The organism is Pseudomonas sp. RC10 (assembly GCF_038397775.1).
GTDB lineage: Bacteria > Pseudomonadota > Gammaproteobacteria > Pseudomonadales > Pseudomonadaceae > Aquipseudomonas > Aquipseudomonas bambusae.
Genome location: NZ_CP151650.1, coordinates 3,699,188 through 3,717,822, shown reverse-complemented (window position 1 = coordinate 3,717,822; position 18,635 = coordinate 3,699,188). Strand labels below are relative to the sequence as shown.

General features: G+C 62.1%; 17 protein-coding genes. 10 read left to right on the top strand and 7 right to left on the bottom strand.

All coding sequences use genetic code 11. The features are described 5' to 3' along the window. Nucleotides 1–105 precede the first annotated feature (105 nt). Nucleotides 106–1,044: a LysR substrate-binding domain-containing protein gene (locus tag AAEO81_RS17045; RefSeq protein WP_341958050.1), complete on the top strand. Its 939-nt coding sequence runs from the start codon at nt 106–108 to the stop codon at nt 1,042–1,044. 179 nt (nt 1,045–1,223) lie between these two features. Here AAEO81_RS17045 and AAEO81_RS17040 read toward each other — a convergent pair whose 3' ends face one another. From AAEO81_RS17040 to AAEO81_RS17025, 4 genes are all read right to left on the bottom strand, one after another. After that, a complete protein-coding gene (locus tag AAEO81_RS17040; protein ID WP_341958049.1) occupies nt 1,224–2,402 on the bottom strand; it encodes a cystathionine gamma-synthase in 1,179 nt (392 codons plus the stop codon). After that, complete coding sequence (locus tag AAEO81_RS17035; protein ID WP_166594577.1) at nt 2,399–3,775, bottom strand: cystathionine beta-synthase; 1,377 nt, start codon at nt 3,773–3,775, stop codon at nt 2,399–2,401. The genes AAEO81_RS17040 and AAEO81_RS17035 overlap by 4 nt, the downstream gene beginning before the upstream one ends. A gap of 91 nt (nt 3,776–3,866) precedes the next feature. Then, on the bottom strand, nt 3,867–4,904 hold the full coding sequence (locus AAEO81_RS17030; protein WP_341958048.1) for an ABC transporter substrate-binding protein: 1,038 nt from the start codon (nt 4,902–4,904) through the stop codon (nt 3,867–3,869). 140 nt (nt 4,905–5,044) lie between these two features. Further along, nucleotides 5,045–5,845: an AraC family transcriptional regulator gene (locus AAEO81_RS17025; protein ID WP_341958047.1), complete on the bottom strand. Its 801-nt coding sequence runs from the start codon at nt 5,843–5,845 to the stop codon at nt 5,045–5,047. Nucleotides 5,846–5,937: 92 nt separating this feature from the next. Between AAEO81_RS17025 and AAEO81_RS17020 the strand changes: the two genes are divergently transcribed. Continuing rightward, complete coding sequence (locus AAEO81_RS17020; protein ID WP_341958045.1) at nt 5,938–6,894, top strand: threonine dehydratase; 957 nt, start codon at nt 5,938–5,940, stop codon at nt 6,892–6,894. Between the two features lie 15 nt (nt 6,895–6,909). Here the strand turns inward: AAEO81_RS17020 and AAEO81_RS17015 are convergent, their stop codons facing one another. After that, nucleotides 6,910–7,767, bottom strand: coding sequence for a LysR family transcriptional regulator (locus tag AAEO81_RS17015; RefSeq protein WP_341958043.1), 858 nt, complete (start codon nt 7,765–7,767; stop codon nt 6,910–6,912). Nucleotides 7,768–7,839: 72 nt separating this feature from the next. Further along, nucleotides 7,840–8,595: a TetR/AcrR family transcriptional regulator C-terminal domain-containing protein gene (locus tag AAEO81_RS17010; RefSeq protein WP_341958042.1), complete on the bottom strand. Its 756-nt coding sequence runs from the start codon at nt 8,593–8,595 to the stop codon at nt 7,840–7,842. Between the two features lie 250 nt (nt 8,596–8,845). Between AAEO81_RS17010 and AAEO81_RS17005 the strand changes: the two genes are divergently transcribed. From AAEO81_RS17005 to AAEO81_RS16970, 8 genes are all read left to right on the top strand, one after another. Beyond that, on the top strand, nt 8,846–10,096 hold the full coding sequence (locus AAEO81_RS17005; RefSeq protein ID WP_341958041.1) for an alpha/beta hydrolase: 1,251 nt from the start codon (nt 8,846–8,848) through the stop codon (nt 10,094–10,096). A gap of 20 nt (nt 10,097–10,116) precedes the next feature. After that, a complete protein-coding gene (locus AAEO81_RS17000) occupies nt 10,117–11,838 on the top strand; it encodes an AMP-binding protein (RefSeq protein WP_341958040.1) in 1,722 nt (573 codons plus the stop codon). A gap of 92 nt (nt 11,839–11,930) precedes the next feature. Beyond that, nucleotides 11,931–12,776, top strand: a complete 846-nt coding sequence (locus tag AAEO81_RS16995; protein WP_341958037.1) for a VOC family protein — start codon at nt 11,931–11,933, stop codon at nt 12,774–12,776. Continuing rightward, nucleotides 12,776–13,936 carry an FAD-dependent monooxygenase gene (locus AAEO81_RS16990; protein ID WP_341958036.1) on the top strand — a complete coding sequence of 387 codons (1,161 nt, stop codon included), beginning with the start codon at nt 12,776–12,778 and terminating at the stop codon, nt 13,934–13,936. Before AAEO81_RS16995 ends, AAEO81_RS16990 begins: the two co-directional genes overlap by 1 nt. After that, entirely contained in the window at nt 13,933–14,385 is a 453-nt protein-coding gene (locus AAEO81_RS16985; protein ID WP_341958035.1) for an acyl-CoA thioesterase, read from the top strand. The genes AAEO81_RS16990 and AAEO81_RS16985 overlap by 4 nt, the downstream gene beginning before the upstream one ends. Continuing rightward, the gene (locus tag AAEO81_RS16980; RefSeq protein WP_341958033.1) at nt 14,378–15,562 is read left to right on the top strand and encodes an acetyl-CoA C-acyltransferase; all 1,185 of its coding nucleotides are present in this window, start codon (nt 14,378–14,380) and stop codon (nt 15,560–15,562) included. Before AAEO81_RS16985 ends, AAEO81_RS16980 begins: the two co-directional genes overlap by 8 nt. 98 nt (nt 15,563–15,660) lie before the next feature. After that, a complete protein-coding gene (locus AAEO81_RS16975) occupies nt 15,661–16,596 on the top strand; it encodes an SMP-30/gluconolactonase/LRE family protein (RefSeq protein ID WP_166594566.1) in 936 nt (311 codons plus the stop codon). A gap of 159 nt (nt 16,597–16,755) precedes the next feature. Further along, nucleotides 16,756–17,910 carry an outer membrane protein transport protein gene (locus AAEO81_RS16970; RefSeq protein WP_341958032.1) on the top strand — a complete coding sequence of 385 codons (1,155 nt, stop codon included), beginning with the start codon at nt 16,756–16,758 and terminating at the stop codon, nt 17,908–17,910. Nucleotides 17,911–17,987: 77 nt separating this feature from the next. Here the strand turns inward: AAEO81_RS16970 and AAEO81_RS16965 are convergent, their stop codons facing one another. Then, nucleotides 17,988–18,629 carry a 3-oxoacid CoA-transferase subunit B gene (locus AAEO81_RS16965; protein WP_341958031.1) on the bottom strand — a complete coding sequence of 214 codons (642 nt, stop codon included), beginning with the start codon at nt 18,627–18,629 and terminating at the stop codon, nt 17,988–17,990. Nucleotides 18,630–18,635: the final 6 nt, after the last annotated feature.

Genomic DNA, 18,635 nt, shown 5'->3' with positions numbered 1-18,635 from the left:
CATTCTATATTTATCAACTGTTATGGCTGCATAGGCTTATAACCTTCTATATGGCGAAGTTGTTTGCCGCTTTTCGGCATTTGATATCCGTATTAAGCTCAACACATGAATTTTACAGAACAGTTTGAAAACGACCCGCCACTGCGTGCCGTGCGCACCTTCGAAGCCTTCGCCCGTCACGGTGGAGTGAATGCCGCCGCCCGTGAGCTGGATGTCTCGCCGTCGGCCATCAGCCATCAATTGCGCCTGCTGGACGATTTTCTCGGCCAGTCGCTCACTTCGCGGCAAGGCCGCAACCTGATCCTCACCGACGACGGCCGGGAGTATTACCGGGCGATTCGCTCGGCGTTCGCGGTGTTGCGCAGCGCCACCGAGCACGTGCGCGAGCAGTCCGCGACACGGCAAGTGACCATCAGCCTGATCCCCATGCTCGGGATCAACCTGTTCATCCCGCGCCTGGGCGAGTTTCTGGCTGACAACCCGGCCGTGGACGTCAACGTGACCTACGCCAACCACCGCAGTTACCCCAGCGATGCGGCCGACATTTCCATCCGGTTCGGGACGGGGCATTGGCCGGGGTATCAGAGTGAGCCGCTGATACCGGGTGACGTGACGGCGTGGTGCAGCCCGTCGCTGCTGGAACGCGTCGGCCCTATCGAGTCGCCCGAAGCATTAATTGACCTGCCGCTGCTGCACGACGAAGAACGCGGCACCTGGGCGCAGTGGTTTCAGCGTGTAGACGTTCGCCATCCGGGCGCGTTGCAGGGCTTGCTCTTCGAGGACGGCCAGTTGGCAATGACCGCCGCCCTCAATGGACTGGGCTGTGCGCTGCTTCGCGAGCCATTGGTGGCACCGCTGCGGGACCGGGGTGAATTGGTGAAACTGTTCGACCACGCGCTGGACGACGGGCGCGCGTATTACCTGTGTCGGCGGGCGGACGGGGAGTTATCGAAGGAAGGGATGAGTCTTTACAGCTGGTTGAAGCGGGTGTTGATGATTCAGCCGCTGTCGACGGACTCGTCGAGCGCCGAATCGCGTCCATAAAAAAGCCGCCAACCCGTTATCTCGGACGGTGTGGCGGCCTGGAGGACATCCATCAAATCGGCGGATTTGATGGATAGAACGTTAGCAACCTATCGAAGCCTCGACCATGTGAATTTTGGCAAATCTCTATTACTTAACGGGCAACAATCCTCCGCACATGCCTGAACACAATCCACAAATCAGATTGTACCCAGCGCTTGAGCCAGGTCCGCCCGCAGGTCTTCGATATCTTCAATGCCCACCGACAGGCGCACCAGCGAATCGCCGATCCCCAGCTTCGCCCGGTTTCCGGCAGGAATACTGGCGTGGGTCATGATGGCCGGGTGTTCGATGAGGCTTTCGACGCCGCCGAGGCTTTCCGCCAGCGCAAACAGCTCGACATTCTCCAGGAACCGTCGGGTGCCGGCCAGGTCGGTGTTTAGGTCCAGCGAGATCATGCCGCCGAAGCCGCGCATCTGCCGACAGGCCAGCGCGTGTTGCGGGTGAGTGGGCAAGCCGGGGTAGTAAACCCGCGCCACCTGGGGCTGGCGTTCCAGCCATTGCGCCAGTTCCAGCGCGTTGCTGCTGTGGCGTTCCATGCGCAGGGCCAGGGTTTTCACGCCGCGCAGGGTGAGGAAGGCGTCGAAAGGCCCGGCGATGGCGCCCACGGAGTTCTGCAAGAAGCCCAAGCGTTCAGCCAGCTCAGGGTTGTCGCCGACCACGGCAATGCCGCCGATGACGTCCGAATGGCCGTTCAAATATTTGGTGGTCGAGTGCACCACGATGTCGAAACCCAAGGCCAGCGGGTGCTGAATCCACGGGCTGGCGAAGGTGTTGTCGGCCACGCAAATGATCCCGCGATCCCGGCAGATGCGTGCAATGGCCGCCAGATCGCTCAGGCGCAACAGCGGGTTGCTCGGTGTCTCGACCCAGATCATTTTGGTGTCATCCTGCAAACCGGCTTCGAAGGCCGACAGGTCGGTCATGTCGACGAAGCTGAAACGGTGTCCGGCGCTGCGTTTGCGCACCTTATCGAACAACCGGAAGGTGCCGCCGTAGAGATCATCCCCGGACAGAATGTGCGAGCCCGCGTCGAGCAATTCCAGCACCGACGAAATGGCCGCCAGCCCCGAGGCAAAGGCGAAGGCCTGAGTGCCGCCTTCGAGGTCCGCCACGCAACGCTCCAGTGCAAAGCGCGTCGGGTTGTGCGAGCGCCCGTAATCCAGCCCCTTGTGCACGCCGGGGCTTTCTTGCAAGTAGGTGGAGTTGGCGTAGATCGGCGGCATCAGCGCACCGGTGGACGGGTCGGGTGACTGTCCGGCGTGGATCACGCGGGTGGCAAAACCATGGGGCTTGGCGTGTTCGTCGTGCTGACTCATGCAAGGGATCTCCGCAAGTGATTGAGCAGGTCGACGCGGGTGATCAGGCCGTGAAAGCCCGAAGCGTCGGCGATGATGGCGACATGGCCACGGTCCAGTTCTTCTTGCAGCCGGGCGAGGGAAGCGTCGGGCGGCAGGGTGTTCAACTGATCGGTCATGGCGCTGGCGACAGTGGTGCGAAAGTGGGAAGTGTCATTGTGCACGTCCAGCAGGATGTCGGACTCATCGATCACGCCCACCAGCCGTGTGTTGTCCACCAGCACCGGCAGTTGCGACACGTCGGCCAGGCGCATGCGCTGGAACGCTGTCAGCAGAGTGTCGTCCGGGCCGACGCTGATCACCCGGCCATCCTCGAAACGACGGGCGATCAAGTCGCGCAAATCGCCGTATTTGGTGCGTTGCATAAGGCCCTGATCGGTCATCCACTGGTCATTGTAGACCTTGGATAAATAGCGGGTGCCGGTGTCGCAGACGAAGCTGACCACGCGTTTCGGCACGGTCTGTTCGCGGCAATAGCGCAAGGCAGCGGCCAGGAGCGTGCCGGTAGACGAGCCCCCCAGAATGCCCTCGGCGCGCAGTAACTGCCGGGCGTGTTCGAAGCTGTCTTCGTCGCTGATGGAATAGGCCTGACGCACGCTGGTGATGTCGGTGAAGGAGGGGATGAAATCTTCGCCGATGCCTTCTACGGCCCAGGAACCGGGGGTGGGCAGCGTCCGCGTGCGGCTGTATTCGGCGACCACCGACCCGACGGGGTCAGCGAGGACCATTTCCAGGTCCGGTTGCACGCGCTTGAAGAAGCGGGTCAGGCCGGTGAGGGTGCCTGCCGAGCCGACCCCGACGACGATCGCGTCCAGGTCATGCTGCGTTTGCGCCCAGATTTCCGGCGCGGTGCTGCATTCGTGGGCCAGGGGGTTGGCGGGATTGTTGAACTGGTCGGCGAAGAAGGCGTCGGGGATTTCACTGGCCAGCCGGGCGGCGACGTCCTGGTAATACTCGGGATGGCCCTTGCCGACGTCGGAACGGGTGATGTGCACCTCGGCGCCCATGGCCTTCAGGTGCAAGACCTTTTCGGTGGACATCTTGTCCGGAACCACCAGCACCACGCGATAACCCTTGGCCCGACCGACCAAGGCCAGGCCGAGACCGGTGTTGCCCGCCGTGGCTTCGACGATGGTGCCACCGGGGCGCAAACGGCCGTCGCGCTCGGCGGCGTCGATCATGGCCAGGCCAACGCGGTCCTTGATCGAGCCGCCGGGGTTTTGCGATTCAAGCTTCAGGAAGAGGGTGCAGAGACCGGTGTCGATGCGACTGACGCGCACCAACGGGGTATTGCCGATCAGTTCGAGTACGGCTGGACGCGAATCAGCTGACATGTCAAATCCTCATGTGCAGAACACTCATCGGATGGACAGCAGCATAGTTCAAACGTGCACCGGAATGAGGCGGGGCAGCTCTAGTCGCTCATCAACTCCCTTCCAGCAACTTCGCATCCTGGAAGAAATAATCTTTCCACGAGGTTGGCTTGGTCTTGATCGCGCCGACGCGGTAGAGGAATTCGGCCATCGGGTAGGTGTTCTTCGGGTTGATGGTGAATTCGAATTGCGGGTTTTCGATGATCTTGATCAACTGCGCACGGTCGATGCTGGAGTGGGTGATGCGAATGTAGGTGTCCGCCGCGCCCGCCTTGTCGCGCTTGATGTAGTCCGCGGCATCCGCCAATGCGTCAATGAACGCCTGATAGGTCTTGGGGTTGTCCTCACGGAATTTTTCCGTGGCGAACAACACCGTCGGCGAGTTCGGGCCCAACACGTCGTAGGAATTCAGCACCACATGGACGTTCTTGTTCTCCACTTCCTGCTCCTGAAACGGCGGGTTGGAGAAGTGGCCGTTCAGCTCGGTGCCACCGGTTTTGAGCGCAGCGGCGGCGTCCGGGTGCGGCAGGTTGACGGTGTATTTGTCGAGGCGGTTGTAGTCGGCATCGCCCCACAATTTGGCCGAAGCAAATTGCAGGTAGCGCGATTGCACCGACACGCCGACGGCGGGCACGGCGATGCGGTCTTTCTCGCTGAAGTCAGCGATGGTTTTGACGTTAGGGTTATTGCTCACCAGGTAATACGGGAAGTTCCCCAAGGAGGCCACGGCTTTGACGTTCTGTTTGCCATGGGTGCGGTCCCAGATGGTCAGCAATGGGCCCACGCCTGCACCGGCGATGTCCACGGCGCCAGAGAGCAGGGCGTCATTCACCGCCGAGCCGCCTGACAGCTGCGTCCAGTCCACCTTGATATCGACGCCCGCTTCCTTGCCGTGCTTCTCGATCAACTGCTGATCCCGTGCCACGTTGAGCAACAGGTAGACCACACCGAACTGTTCGGCGATGCGCAATTGGCCTTCAGCCTGAGCGGCTTGCGGCGCGCCCAGTGTCGCGACCAACACACTGGCGGCCAGCGTCAGCACAGCGCCAAAGCGGCCTTTGCGAGGAATTGTCGAGCGTTTTTGAGGCATCACAGGCTCCATCGTTTGAGGGACCGGAGCACGCTGCGCCGTCCTTGATGGAAGCGACTTTATAGATATAACCAGCGTTATTTAAATATCAAAAACGCATATCAATATGTTCGCGCAAACAGGCCTGCCAAGCGCGCGTATCAGCGCCGAAAGACCCCGGGGCTGACGCCGAGCCGTTGGGTGAAAGTCGTGGTCATGTGCGCCTGAGACGAGAAACCGCAGGCGTGCGCAATGTCGGCCAGCCGTTGTGCCGGGTCGCGCAACAGCGAACGGGCGCGAGCGATGCGGCGGTCGATCAGGTAGCGGTGAGGGCTGGTTCCCGTCGCCTCGGTGAAGGCACGCATGAAATAGCCCTCGGACAGGTCGAGCAGCGCGGCCATTGCCTGCACGCTGATGGGCTCACTCAAACCGGCGTCGAGATACTCGTCGAGCAGACGCAGGCGGCGAGGGGTAATCGATCCTGATCCTGCGCTTTCTGCCTCGGCGCAGACACGACTCGCCAGCGTCATCGCCCAAAGCTCCCAGTCATCGTCCGACGCAGGCTTCAACAGCGCGTTGCGCATGCGTTGAGCGAGGCGAATGGCTTGAGGGTCGATCCGGTTATTGAACGGGCGTTCGTCATTCAGCGCCCAACCATCGGGGCGCAGCACCCGAAGATATTCGCCCCCCTTGGACGATTGCGAATAGACGTCACACCCGGCAGGCACGAAGGCCAGTCCATTGGGCAGGGCATCGAACGGGCGCACGCGGTCGCTGCCGATGGCATGGACACCGCGCTGGCTGTCGAAGGCGAAACCGATGGATGAGTGCGTGGCGACGTAGCGGGCTTCGTACGCGCTGGCAGGCAGCAATTCGATCAGCCACGGCCCGACGACGGCGCGTCGTACCGGGTCGTTGAGGGGCAGAGAGGCAGGCTGATCAAGGGTGCTCATGGGCCTCATCTTACTGAGCGTTTCAACGAAGGTCAGGTGGTTTTTTTGAAAGCCTTCAACGGGACCCAGCGCCTAGACTCGGCAAAAAACAGGAGAGCGTCATGCCCGAATTGACACTGCAGGATATCGAAGATGCCGCCCGCCAGGTGTACCAGGTCATGCCCCCGACGCCGCAGTTCGTCTGGCCTTTGCTGGCGCAGCGCCTGGGTTGCACGGTGTGGGTCAAACACGAGAACCACACGCCGACCGGTGCGTTCAAGGTGCGGGGTGGCATCACCTACATGGCCTGGCTCAAGCGCAACTGGCCGAACACCACGGGCGTCATCGCCGCCACCCGAGGCAATCACGGGCAAAGCGTGGCGATGGCTGCGCAGGCGTTGGGGATTCGGTCAGTCATCGTCGTGCCGAAAGGCAACTCGGTGGAAAAGAACAAGGCCATGGCCGGCTTCGGCGGCGAGGTCATCGAGTACGGTCAGGACTTCGACGAGGCGCGCGAAGAAGCGATCCGTCTCGCGCAGGTCGAGGGGCTGTTTCTGGTGCCCGCGTTCCACCCGGAACTGGTCAAGGGTGTGGCCACCTATGCGCTGGAACTGTTCAAGGCCGCGCCGGACCTGGACACCGTGTACGTGCCGATCGGCTGCGGCTCTGGGATTTGCGGGGTGATTGCCGCCCGCGATGCGCTGGGCCTGAAGACTCAAGTGGTCGGCGTGGTTTCCACCGAAGCCGACGCGGCCAAGCAGTCCTTCGACGCGGGCGCATTGCGGGAAACGGCATCGGCCAACACCTTCGCCGACGGCCTCGCCGTGCGTAAACCGGTGCCCGACGCGTTCCGAATTTACGCCACCGGTGCGGCGCGGATCGTCTCTGTCAGCGAAACCGAGATTGCCGAGGCGATGCGCGTGTATTACGCCGACACCCACAACCTGGCCGAGGGCGCAGGGGCGGCTGCGCTGGCGGCTTTGATGCAGGAGCGGGCGGCGATGGAAGGCAAGCGGGTCGGGGTGATTCTGTCGGGGGCGAACGTTGATAAACAGATTTACGCGAAGGTCTTGGGCTGAGGCACCCACGCCGGTTTACAACTGCGGCAGTTGCGCGCGTATATGCGCTTCCATGGCGGCGACCGGCCCGGAGACTTTCTGGCGATCGAGTTTCAGGCTGATGGAAATCTGCGGCAGCGCGGGCAGCCCGCTGTCACTGCGCAGGATGTGCAGATCGGCGGGCACGGCGGTTTGAGTCAGCACGGCGACGGCCTGACCCGACCGCACGACCGCACACAACCCGGTCAAACTGTGGCTGGCGTAGGCCAGGCGAAACGGTCTGCCGACAGCTTCGAGGCTGTTGACGGCGGCCTGATGGTCGAGGGTGTCTGGGTCTGAGAGGGCGAGTTGCAGCGTCTCCATCTGCGCCGCGTCGCTGCCCTTGGCGCCCACCCACACCAGAGGTTCCAGGCGAATGGCAGAGGGGGCGTTGTCGGTGTGCGCTTCAGAGATGATCGCAATGTCCAGCAAGTGGGCATTGATGCGTTCAATCAGCCGTGGGGTCGGCGCACAGAACACCTCGACCTGCACCTGCGGATGCAAGGCCGCAAAATCCCGGAGCAGGGCAGGCAGAAACACCGTGGCGTAGTCGTCGGGGCAGCCCAGCCGGATGATCCCCGAGAGGGCGTCGTCACGCAGTTGCGCCATGGCCTCATCGTGGGCGCGCAGAATCTTGCGGGCATGGGGCAGCAGCCGTTCGCCATGGGCGTTCAGGTTCACACCTCGACCGGTGCGGGTGAGCAGCGGCTGACCCACGATGTCTTCGAGGCGTTTCATCTGCATGCTGACGGCCGCCTGGGTGCGGCCCACGCGGCCAGCGGCCCGGCTGAGCGCGCCGGTTTCGGCAATCAGAAGAAAGGTGCGCAAAAGGTCCGGCTCGAGGTAGCTGCTCAAGAGAAAGCATCCTGTGAAATCAGGGGCACAACCAGGGTTTATCCCGGGATAAGTCAACTGCGGTCGCCCGATTCACGCCTTGGCGGGAACCTCTGGCACCACGATCCATTTCTCGAAACCGTCCAGCAGGATCGACACCCCGGTTTCATAAGTGGCAGGACTGTTGAGCGAGGCGAACGGCGCTGCGAGAAACGCCGCACCCGGATAACTGTCGTTGGCGAAGCGGGCAAGGTAACCACTGATGAAGTCCCCGTGGGTCTTGGGCGACTGACGGTTTTCCTTTTCGGCGGCGATGACCGACACGAACAACAGCAGCAGGTGGTAGATCATCGCGCCCATGGGCCCCGAAACGCCCATGCTCATCAGAATCCGCCCCATGTGATCGAAGTACGCCAGGCCGTAATCAGTCTCGCCGGGCTGGACCCGCTGAAACAGGCGGAATTTGTTCTCCGTCAGGATGTAGGTCGCCAGCCCCGGCCAGCGGCCCATCGTGTCCAGCGACGACAAGGCGAACTGTTCCAGATCGTGACGCCACGCGCCGGTCGGTGCTGGCAGCCGTTCCAGACGCTCCTTGAACGCGGCGTTGATCACGGCGCTGATCAGTTCGTCGCGGCTGCCCAAATGGTAATGCACCATGCCAGCGGCCACCCCGAGTTCCTTGCCGATCCTGACCATGCTGACTTCGTTCAAGGATTCGCTGCGGGCGATCCTCACGGCGCATTCGATCATGGCTTCCCGCGAGACATCCTGGCCGCTCTTGGGCCGCCGTCCCACCTTTTTGACGGGCGCGGCCTTCGGGGTTGCAGCGGCTTTGGTTTTCTCTGACATCCGACAGTTCCCTGGAATTAATTGATACGGCCTCAGATTATCACTGCCTGTCACGTTTTCTAAAGCCCTCAATGAATGCAAGGCCAGAGCAGGGTTGCAGGATCAGGGAGGGGAAAGTCTCGGAAACTATTTTTTGAAACGCTAATTGACACCCTCTCAGATAGTGCTCTATCTTCTGCTCAACGTCTAATTGAGCCTGTCTCAAAAAGCGATCTCAACGGCCTTTCGAGGCTTGGCAGGAGGGCCCACAGTGGCTGATTCCAATAACAAGAAAGTGGCAGTGACGGCAGGTTTGCGCGGCGCGTCCTGGCAAGCGGATCGCATGACCGTTCCGTTCAGCTCGACGCCGGTGCCGCTGACGACACAGGACGGTCAGGGTGCACTCGGCGTGCTCTTCTCCCGAGGCGGCGAGCGCAAAGTGCTGTTCATCATGCACCCCCGGGAGTTGGTGGTGACCCACTACCTGGTGCCGGATGCGCTGGACGCGGGATGGGCGTGCTGGGTGCAAGGCGCGCGCTCGATTGGCAATGACCTGCGTCTGGAACACGAATTCGCGCTGTACGACGTCGCCGCAGGCATGCGTCATCTGCGTGCCGCCGGGTTCGACACCATCGTGCTGCTGGGCAATTCGGGCGGCGCCGGTCTGTTCGCTTACTACAACCAGCAATCAACACAGGCTGCGGAAGGACGCGTCGATAAAACCCCGGCCGGCCGCGCCACGAAGTTCGACACTGCCGAATTCCCTGTGGCAGACGGCATCGCGCTGGTCTCGCCGCATCCCGGCCAGGGCATTCTGCTGATGAACGCGCTGGACCCGTCGGTGACAGATGAGCGCGATCCATTCTCCACCGACCCGACGCTGGACCCGTTCAGCGAGGCCAACGGCTTCCGCATGCCGCCTGACTCTGCCCGTTACAGTGCAGACTTCATCGAATGCTATCGGGCGGCGCAGCGTCAGCGTGTCGCGCGTATCGATGCCCATGCCCGTGATTTGATCGAGCGTCGTCAAGCAGCACGTCATCGACTGAAAACCAGTGGCGCGAACGCAGACCGGGCGCTGGCGGCGCACGGGGCGATCTTTCAGGTGTGGCGTACCGACGCCGACCTGCGCAGTTGGGACATTTCCCTCGATCCGTCCGACCGTTTCGTCGGTTCGTTATGGGGCGCCGACCCGTTTGTTTCCAACCTGGGCAGTGTGGGTTTCGGGCGCATTGTCACCCCCGAGTCGTGGCTCTCGACCTGGTCGGGCCTGTCCTCGAACGCCTCTCTGGCCAAATGCGCGCACGCCATCGAACAGCCCACACTGTTGATTGAGTACAGCGGCGACAACGCGGTATTTCCGCAGGACGTGGACGCGATTTATGAGGCGATCCCGGCTTCACGCAAAGAACGGCACCGCGTGCGTGGCAACCACCACGGTCAGGCACTGGAGACGGGTGAGACGTCCGGCCAGGTCCTCGCGGGCCAGCACCTGAGACGTTGGCTTCAAGAAAACTTCTGACAAGACAAAGGCGTTCGCTCATGACAATGACAAAAAATGAATCCGCTGCTGTACACACCCCACGACTGAACCGCGTCGCCGAACCGATTGCCGGTGTCGTCTACCCCCGGCAGGCCGACCTTGACCGTTACGTCGCGGGCGGTGCATTGCGTCACGAAACCCTCGTTGACGGGCTTAAAGAGGTGGTTCGGCATTACCCTGACAACGTCGCGCTGCTGGGTCCGAATCTGCGCATCACCTACCGCGAGCTGGATGAACTGTCCACTCGGCTGGCCGGGGCCTTCATCCAACAAGGGCTCAAGCCGCTGGATCGCGTGATCTACCAGCTGCGCGACAGCGAGCAGTTGGTCATTTCGTTCATCGCTTGCCTCAAGGCCGGGCTGATTCCGATCTGCACCATGGCCGCCCACCGCGAGCGTGAAATCGGCTATCTGGCCAACCACGGTGAAGCCAGGTTGCACATCGTGCAGGGCGATGAAGTCGAGAAGTTCGACAGCGTGGCCTTCGCCCGCAAGATGCAGGAAGCGGCGCCTTCCCTGAAGCTCATCATGCAAGTGCGCGGCGAGCCTCAGGACGGGGTGCTGTTTCAGGACGCGCTGATCGCCGGGATCGACCTGGCCGAAGCCGAAGCGCTGGTGGGGCAGGTGCACCTGGACCCGTTTCAGGTCGCCGTTTTTCAGCTGTCCGGTGGCACCACCGGCGTGCCGAAAATCATTCCGCGCTTCCACAACGAATACCTCTACAACATGCGCTCGGTGGCCAAGTGGTTGGGTTTCCGTCCGGACGACACGCTGTTCATGCCGCAACCGATGGTGCACAACCTCAACATGGGCTGCTGCTTCGGGCCGTTTCTGATGACCGGTGGCACGGTGACGATTACCCCGGATCTGCAGCCTGAAACCCTAATCTCGTTGATCGCCACCACCCAGCCCACCTGGCTGATGCTGGGCGGTCCGATCATTGCGCGGCTGGAGTCGGCAATTCAGGAAGGGCGTGTGGACCTGTCCAATGCCCGTGGCGTGATCGTCGCCAACAGCGCGGCCAAGTTGCAGAAACTGCTCGGCGTGCGCACCCACAACATCTTCGGCATCACCGAGGGCGTGATCGCGCTGACCCACCGCGATGACCCGGCAGAAGCCCATGACACCACCAACGGCCGCCCGGTGTCCGAGTTCGACGAGATCCGCATCGTGGTGCCCGGCACGGACGAGGACGCCAAGCCTGGCGAAATCGGCGAGCCGGTGTTCAAGGGCCCGTACACCATTCACGGCTATTACAACGCCGAAGACCGCAACCGCGAGACCTTCACCCGCGACGGCTACTACCGCTCCGGCGACCTGATGTTCACCAAACTCATCGACGGCAAGACCTACTACGTGTTCTGCGGCCGTTTGAAGGACCTGGTCAGCCGTGGCGGCGAAAAGATCAACTGCGAAGAAGTGGAAATGGCGGTCTCCGGTCACCCGGCCGTTGCGGCGGTGGCGGCGGTCGGCTACCCGGACCCGGTGTTCGACGAGCGTCTGTGCGTGACGCTGGTGCTGCGCGATGGCTTCGCTGCGCCGAGCGTGGCCGAACTCGGGGAGTTCCTGCAGGACTACGGACTGGCCAAGTTCAAGTGGCCGGAGCGCGTGGAAGTGCTGGCGTCGTTCCCGCTGACCGCGTCCGGGAAGCTCAGCAAAGAAGGCCTGCGCGACATCGTGAAAAAGAGCGTCGAGCTTGAGCGTGCCCAGCTTGCGGGCTGAGTGCGGGCTGTCGAGTTCATTTGATTAAAGGGGCTGCGCGTCAGCCCCCTGGCAACAGGCGTCCTCCGACGCCGTTCACAGGAGTCGTTCCCATGACTGTAAAACAGCCCGTTCTCAAAGGCGTTCACCACAGCGCCAGGCCCACCTGGAAGCTGCGTGAAACCGTGGAGTTCTATCGGGACAAACTTGGCCTGCCATTGGTGCATGCCATCTCGGCACGTGCCTGGGGGCCCTCCAATCATCCCGATTTCCTGCATTTCTTTTTCGACAGCGGCAACCACAGCACCATCGCGTTCTTCTACTACATCAACACCGAACAGCCGGACTTCACCCTGCCCGTGGCCGACTATCGCTACGAAGCGACGCACACCGCGTGGCGTGTGGACACCCGCGAAGAGTTGCTGGAATGGCGCGACCGTCTGGAGGCGCAGCAGATCCCGTTGATCTTCCAGATCCGCCACGAGCTGATCGAGTCGATCTACTTCAACGACCCGAACGGCTATTACATGGAAATCACCATTCAAGAGCGCCCGATGAACGCACTGGATGGTGAGGACGCGACCCGCACGCTGGAAGCGGCGATGGCCCATGAAGACGCGCACCTCGCCGGTACTGCACCGTTCGTGGGGATCGATCAGGTCTGGCTGGACAAGGCGGCCGATATTGCCCCGGACAACACCGACGAGGTGGTGCTCTTCGTCCTCGATGCCCCGGAATTTCAGCCGCTGGTGGACGCCGCCCGAGCGAACCCGGATTACGGTCTCGAACACCTGAGCAATGGTTACTGGAAAATCACTGCCCAAGACGCGCTGGTGTTCGAACGCAAGAAACTGGGCTTCGTCCCGGCGTTGTGGAACGCGGCGCTGACCGGCGGGTTCGTCGGTCAGGTCACCGAGTTCGACCGCTACCGCCTGCAAATCAGCCGGGGAGCGCAATGATGAAAGTGGCCATTGTCGGCGGCGGTCCGTCCGGTCTGTACCTGGCGCTGTTGCTCAAACGCGGCGCGCCAGACTGGTCCGTTGAAATCATCGAACAGAATGCCGCAGACGCCACGTTCGGCTTCGGTGTGGTCATGGCGGACACCGGTCTGCAACAGCTGCGCGAAGCGGATGCCGGTTCGTACGACGCGCTCTCCGAAGCGACCCGTCAGCACCAGCATCAGGTGATCGTGCAGGATGAAACCGCCATCGGTTTTCGCCTGCCAGTGAAGGGTGGTGCCATCCCACGCCTGACCCTGTTGCAGATTCTGGAGCGGCATGCGGAAGCGGCGGGGGTGGTCATTCATTATCGCCAACGCATCGACAGCACGGCCGATCTGGCGCGATTTGGTTTACAGGACGCGGACGTCGTGGTCGGTGCCGATGGCATCAATTCGGTCATCCGTCGCGAGTTCGAACAGGGTTTCGGCACCACCACTCACACCCTCGGCAATCACTTTGCCTGGTATGGCACGCCGAAGGTCTTCGAGGCGTCTGCACTGGTCTTCCGCAAATACCAGGGCGGTCATTTCGTCGCGCATTATTACGCCTACAGCGATGAAATGAGCACCTTCGTCGCCGAATGCGACGACGCGACCTGGGAGCGTCTGAACCTCGGCGCGCTGTCCGAAAACGCGCGTCAGGCGTTGATGGAACAGATATTCGCCCCTGAACTGGAAGGCGCGCCGTTGATCAGTGGCAACGTGCGCGTGGTCTGGCGCCAGTTCCCGGTGATTCGCAACGCCCATTGGGTCAACGGTCGTCACGTGCTGGTGGGCGATGCGCTGGCCAGCGCGCATTTCTCCATCGGCTCGGGCACGCGCATCGCCATGAACGACGCCATTGCACTGGCGAACGCGCTGCTGTCCCACGAGGACAACGCGCTGGCAGGTTTGCAGGCCTATGAAAGCACCCACCGCCCCAGCAAGCAGAAGCTGATCGGTGCGTCCGAACGTTCTTACCTGTGGTACGAGCGGATGGGGCAGTGGATGGACACCTACAGCCCCGAGGAATTCGTCTACCAGTTCATGACCCGTACCGGGCGTGTCGACGATGATCGCCTGCGTGACCAGTACCCTGAATTGATGGTGCGCCTCGGGCGTACGGGAAGTGCGGCATGAACGGCGGCATTGAATACGTCGTTGCCGAACGGCCCTTCACGGTCCGGCGCACGGTGCGCTGGGTCGACTGTGATCCCGCCGGTGTCGCGTACACCGGTCGATTCACCGAGTTTCTGATCGGTGCGGTCATGCATTTCTACGGCCACATCGGCTGGGGGCCGGAAGCCAGGACCGGCAACGGCGGCCTCGCCTGCAAACACATGTCGTTGACCTTCAACAAAAGCCTGCCGCCCGGTTCGGTGGTGGACATTCGCATCGACGTGGGCGAGGTCCGTCAGCGCACGTTCGATCTGCACGCCACCGCGTTTTTGCCAGATGGCAGCGTGGCGTTCGAAGGGGTGTTCTCGCCGATCTGCGTCACCCCGCAAATGACCGGCCTGCCGCTGCCCGATGCGCTGAAAACGGTGCTCCGTGAGCATCAGCGCGCGACAGGAGACCACCATGCGTGAAGCCCTGATCGTGTCAACGGCGCGCACGCCCATTGGCAAAGCCATGCGCGGTTCGCTCAATCACATCAAGTCGCCGACCCTCATGGGCCACGCGCTACGCCATGCCGTGGAGCGCGCCGGGGTTGATCCTGCGCTCATCGACGACGTGGTGATCGGCACGGTGTTAGCCGCAGGCACCGCCGGTTCGAACCTGGCGCGCAACGCGGTGTTCGCGGCGGGGCTGCCGGTTTCGGTGAGCGGAATGACCCTCGACCGGCAATGCTCGTCCGGGCTAATGGCCATCGCCACGGCAGCCAAGCAGATTCTGCATGACGGCATGGACGCGGTGGCTGCTGGTGGGCAGGAAAACATCTCTGCCGTGCAGGATGCTTATTTCCAGTGGGTGGCCCAGGAAGCGGATCGCACCGTGCAGCAAGCCGTGCCTCACGCCTACATGCCGATGCTGCAAACCGCCGAACACGTGGCGCGCCAATACGGGATTTCCCGTGAGGCGCAGGATGCGTTCGCCCTGAGTTCGCAGTTGCGCACGGCCCGCGCCCAAGCCAACGGCCTGCTGAACGACGAGATCGTGCCGATCAGCGCGGAGCGTCGCATCGTCGACAAGGAATCCGGCGCGGTGCGTTTTGAGCCGGTGCTGCTGGCGCGGGACGAGGGCAATCGGGCCGACACCACCTTCGACAGCCTGGCGAAGCTGTCGCCAGTCATCGCGGGAGGCAGTGTCACGGCGGGCAATGCCAGTCAGTTATCGGACGGCGCCAGCGCCTGTGTGCTGATGGACAGTCGGCGTGCGGCGCAAGAGGGCGCCACCCCGCTGGGTCTGTACCGCGGTATCGCGGTCGCAGGCTTGGCGCCGGAAGAAATGGGCATCGGGCCGATCTTTGCCATCCCCAAACTGCTCAGGCAACACGGGCTGACGGTTCAGGACATCGACCTCTGGGAGCTCAACGAAGCGTTCGCCTGCCAGGCGCTGTATTGCCAGCAGCAACTGGGGATTGACCCCGAGCGCTGCAACGTCAACGGCGGCGCCATTTCCATCGGCCATCCGTATGGCATGACCGGCGCTCGCCAGGTTGGGCATGTCCTGCTCGAAGGCCGGCGACGCAAGGCGCGTTATGCCGTGGTGTCGATGTGCGTGGGCGGTGGCATGGGGGCGGCAGGGCTGTTTGAAATCCTCTGATCGGACTCTCGCGATAAACCGTATTTTGCGTGCATGAACAACGCCGTGGACCTGCACGGCGACCTCAACAATCTCTAACAACAAAGGTGGTACGTGACATGTCCTCACAACAACAAAAATACGTGGTAGAGAAGCTGACCGACGGCCTGATCTTCGGTGAAGGCACCCGCTGGAGGGATGGCAAGCTGTACGTCTCCGACATGCTGGGCAAAAAGGTCTACACCGTTGATGCAGACGGCACAAAGACCGTCATCGCCGAAATGCCGCACAAACCCAACGGCATGGGCTTTCTGTCCGACGGCACGCTCATCCTGAGTTCAATGCACGAAACCCGGCTGTACCGCTACCTGCCGGGCAAGCCCCTGGGTGAAAACCTCGAACTGTACGCCGACCTGTCCAGCGTGTTTACGGGCTACATTGGCGACATGGTGATCGATAAAAACGACCGCATCTACGTTGACGACGTCGGTGCCCGGGTGTTTGAAGGCGAAGGCCTGAAACCGGGCCGCATCGTGATCGTCGAGCCGGGCGGCAAGGACGTGTACGTGGGGCTTGAGGACTGCCACTTTCCGAACGGCATCGTGATCACCCCGGACCAGAAACACCTCATCTTCTCCGAGACCTTTGTCGAGCACCTGTCCATCGTCGACATCGTTGACGGCAAGCTGGTCAACCGTCGCGTGTTCCTCGACATGAAGAAAGCCTTCCCCACCGATGAAGATCGCGCGGGCCAACTGGGTTGCGTGGACGGTATCGCCATCGACGCCGAGGGCGGCATCTGGCTCGCCGTGTTGCGTTCGCACCAGTTCGCACGCATCGATGCTCAAGGCAACATCACTGACCGGGTTCACATTCCGGGTCACGAGGTGGTCTCCGTCGCACTGGGCGGCGAAGACGGCAAGACGCTCTACATGACCGGCACCCGGCTCAAGGGCGATCACCCCAACATCTTCCTGGCCATGGTCGCGCTGGACGTCGAAACCTCGATCTTTACCACCCGTGTCGCGGTAGGTCGTGGTGACGGTCGCCCGTAACCGCATCGGCATCTGAGGGGCAGGCGGACTGCCCCGATCTGAATAAGCATCGATCGTGTCCAACGGCGTCGGCCCTCTCGCTGACGTTGCGGGTTCGGCTTGCCTGACGCAACGCCGTGGGCATTGACCTGCCAACAATAAATATAAGGAATCAGGGTCATGAAAAATGTGCTGGGCGTCATCCTTGCGGGAACGGTGATGTTAGCGGCGAGGGTGGAAGCGGCAAACGGCCCTCAGTATGCGGGGTATGGGGTCACCGCCATGGGCATGGGCGGCGCATCCATCGCCAATCCCGTGGATGCCACCGCCGCGATCAACAACCCGGCCGGCATGGGCGCGGTGGGGTCGCGGGTGGACGGCAACGTGATGGCGACCGTGGGGCAGTTGCGTTCCAACGTCCATGGGGCCAAAAACAGCGATGACATCTTTCTGTTGCTGCCGGGCTTCGGCGCCAACTATCAATATTCGCCCGACGTCACCTTCGGCCTCACGGCTGCCGGGTACGGCGCGGGGGTGGACTATGGCAAACCGATTCCGGCATTCGGCACCTCGAAGGTCAAATCGGAACTGGGGCAACTGATTCTCTCGCCCACCGCGACCTACCAGTTCGCGCCGGGCCATTACCTCGGTTTCTCGGTGAAGCTGGGCTATGAAAGCCTGATGCTGCATGGGCTGGAAAATTTCGGTGCCACCAATGACACCGATCACGCGTTGGGGATCGGTTTTGGCGTCGGCTACCTGGGCACTATTGCGCCCAATCTGCGCCTGGGACTGACGTACTCGTCACCGGTGTGGTTTCAGAAACTGGACGCCCATGACGACATCATTCCAAACGGGCAGTTGAACGCACCACAACAGGCGGGCGCGGGGCTGGCGTACGATTGGGGCGACTGGACGTTCGCCTTCGACTACGTGTGGCTGAACTGGGCGAGTCAGAAGACGTTCAACAACTCGCTGGTAGAAGGCGGTGCGCCCGGTTCCAGCCATGGGCCGGGCTTTGGCTGGCAGAACCAGAACGTCTTCCGCTTCGGGGCGAACTACAAGGTCAACGACCGCTTGCAGGTACGCGGGGGCGTGTCGCTGGCTAACCATCAGGTGCCGAACGACGAAGCAACGCTGATTGCCATTTGCCCGTGCAACCAGCCTAAAAGCGTCACGGCCGGGTTGACCTACACCGTATCCAAAGACCTCGAAGTGAGCGGCTCGTACATGTACGACCTGCGTCACATCACCAAGGGCACCGGTCCCAGCGAAGGCACGGAAGCGGGCGGCGAACTGCACATGCTCGCCGTCGGTTTCGGCTACAAGTTCTAACGCTGGCCTGGGCCACCGTCCGGCACCAAGCATGCCGGACGGTGTTCTCCTTTCCCGCCATGGCGGGAGGGTACGAACTACTGACGCAACGGCACACCACTGAGCTGTTGCAGTTCTTCAAACGTGATGTCGGCCACGATTTCCCGCACCAGCAACCCCTGATCCGTCACGTCCAGAATCGCCAGGTCGGTATAAATGCGGGTCACGCAACCGATGCCGGTCAGCGGGTAGCTGCACTGGTCGACGAGTTTGCTTTCGCCGGTCTTGGTCAGGTGGTCCATCATCACGAACACTTGGCGAGCCCCTGTGGCCAGGTCCATCGCGCCGCCGACGGCAGGAATGGAGCCTTCGGCGCCGGTGTGCCAGTTGGCGAGATCACCGGTGACGGACACCTGAAAGGCACCGAGCACGGCGATGTCGATGTGGCCGCCGCGCATCATCGAGAAGGAATCGGCGTGGTGGAAAAACGCGCCGCCGGTCAACAGGGTCACGTGCTGTTTGCCCGCGTTGATCAGGTCGTCGTCTTCGGCGCCGGGCTCGGGGGAGGGGCCCATGCCGAGGATGCCGTTTTCGCTGTGCAGGAAGACTTCCTTTTCGCCCAGGTAATTGGCCACCAGCGTGGGCAGGCCAATGCCCAGGTTCACGTAAGCCCCTTCGGGGATGTCGGCGGCCACGCGTTGGGCCATGTCGGTGCGCGACAGTTTTTGAGTGACGGTCATGGCAGG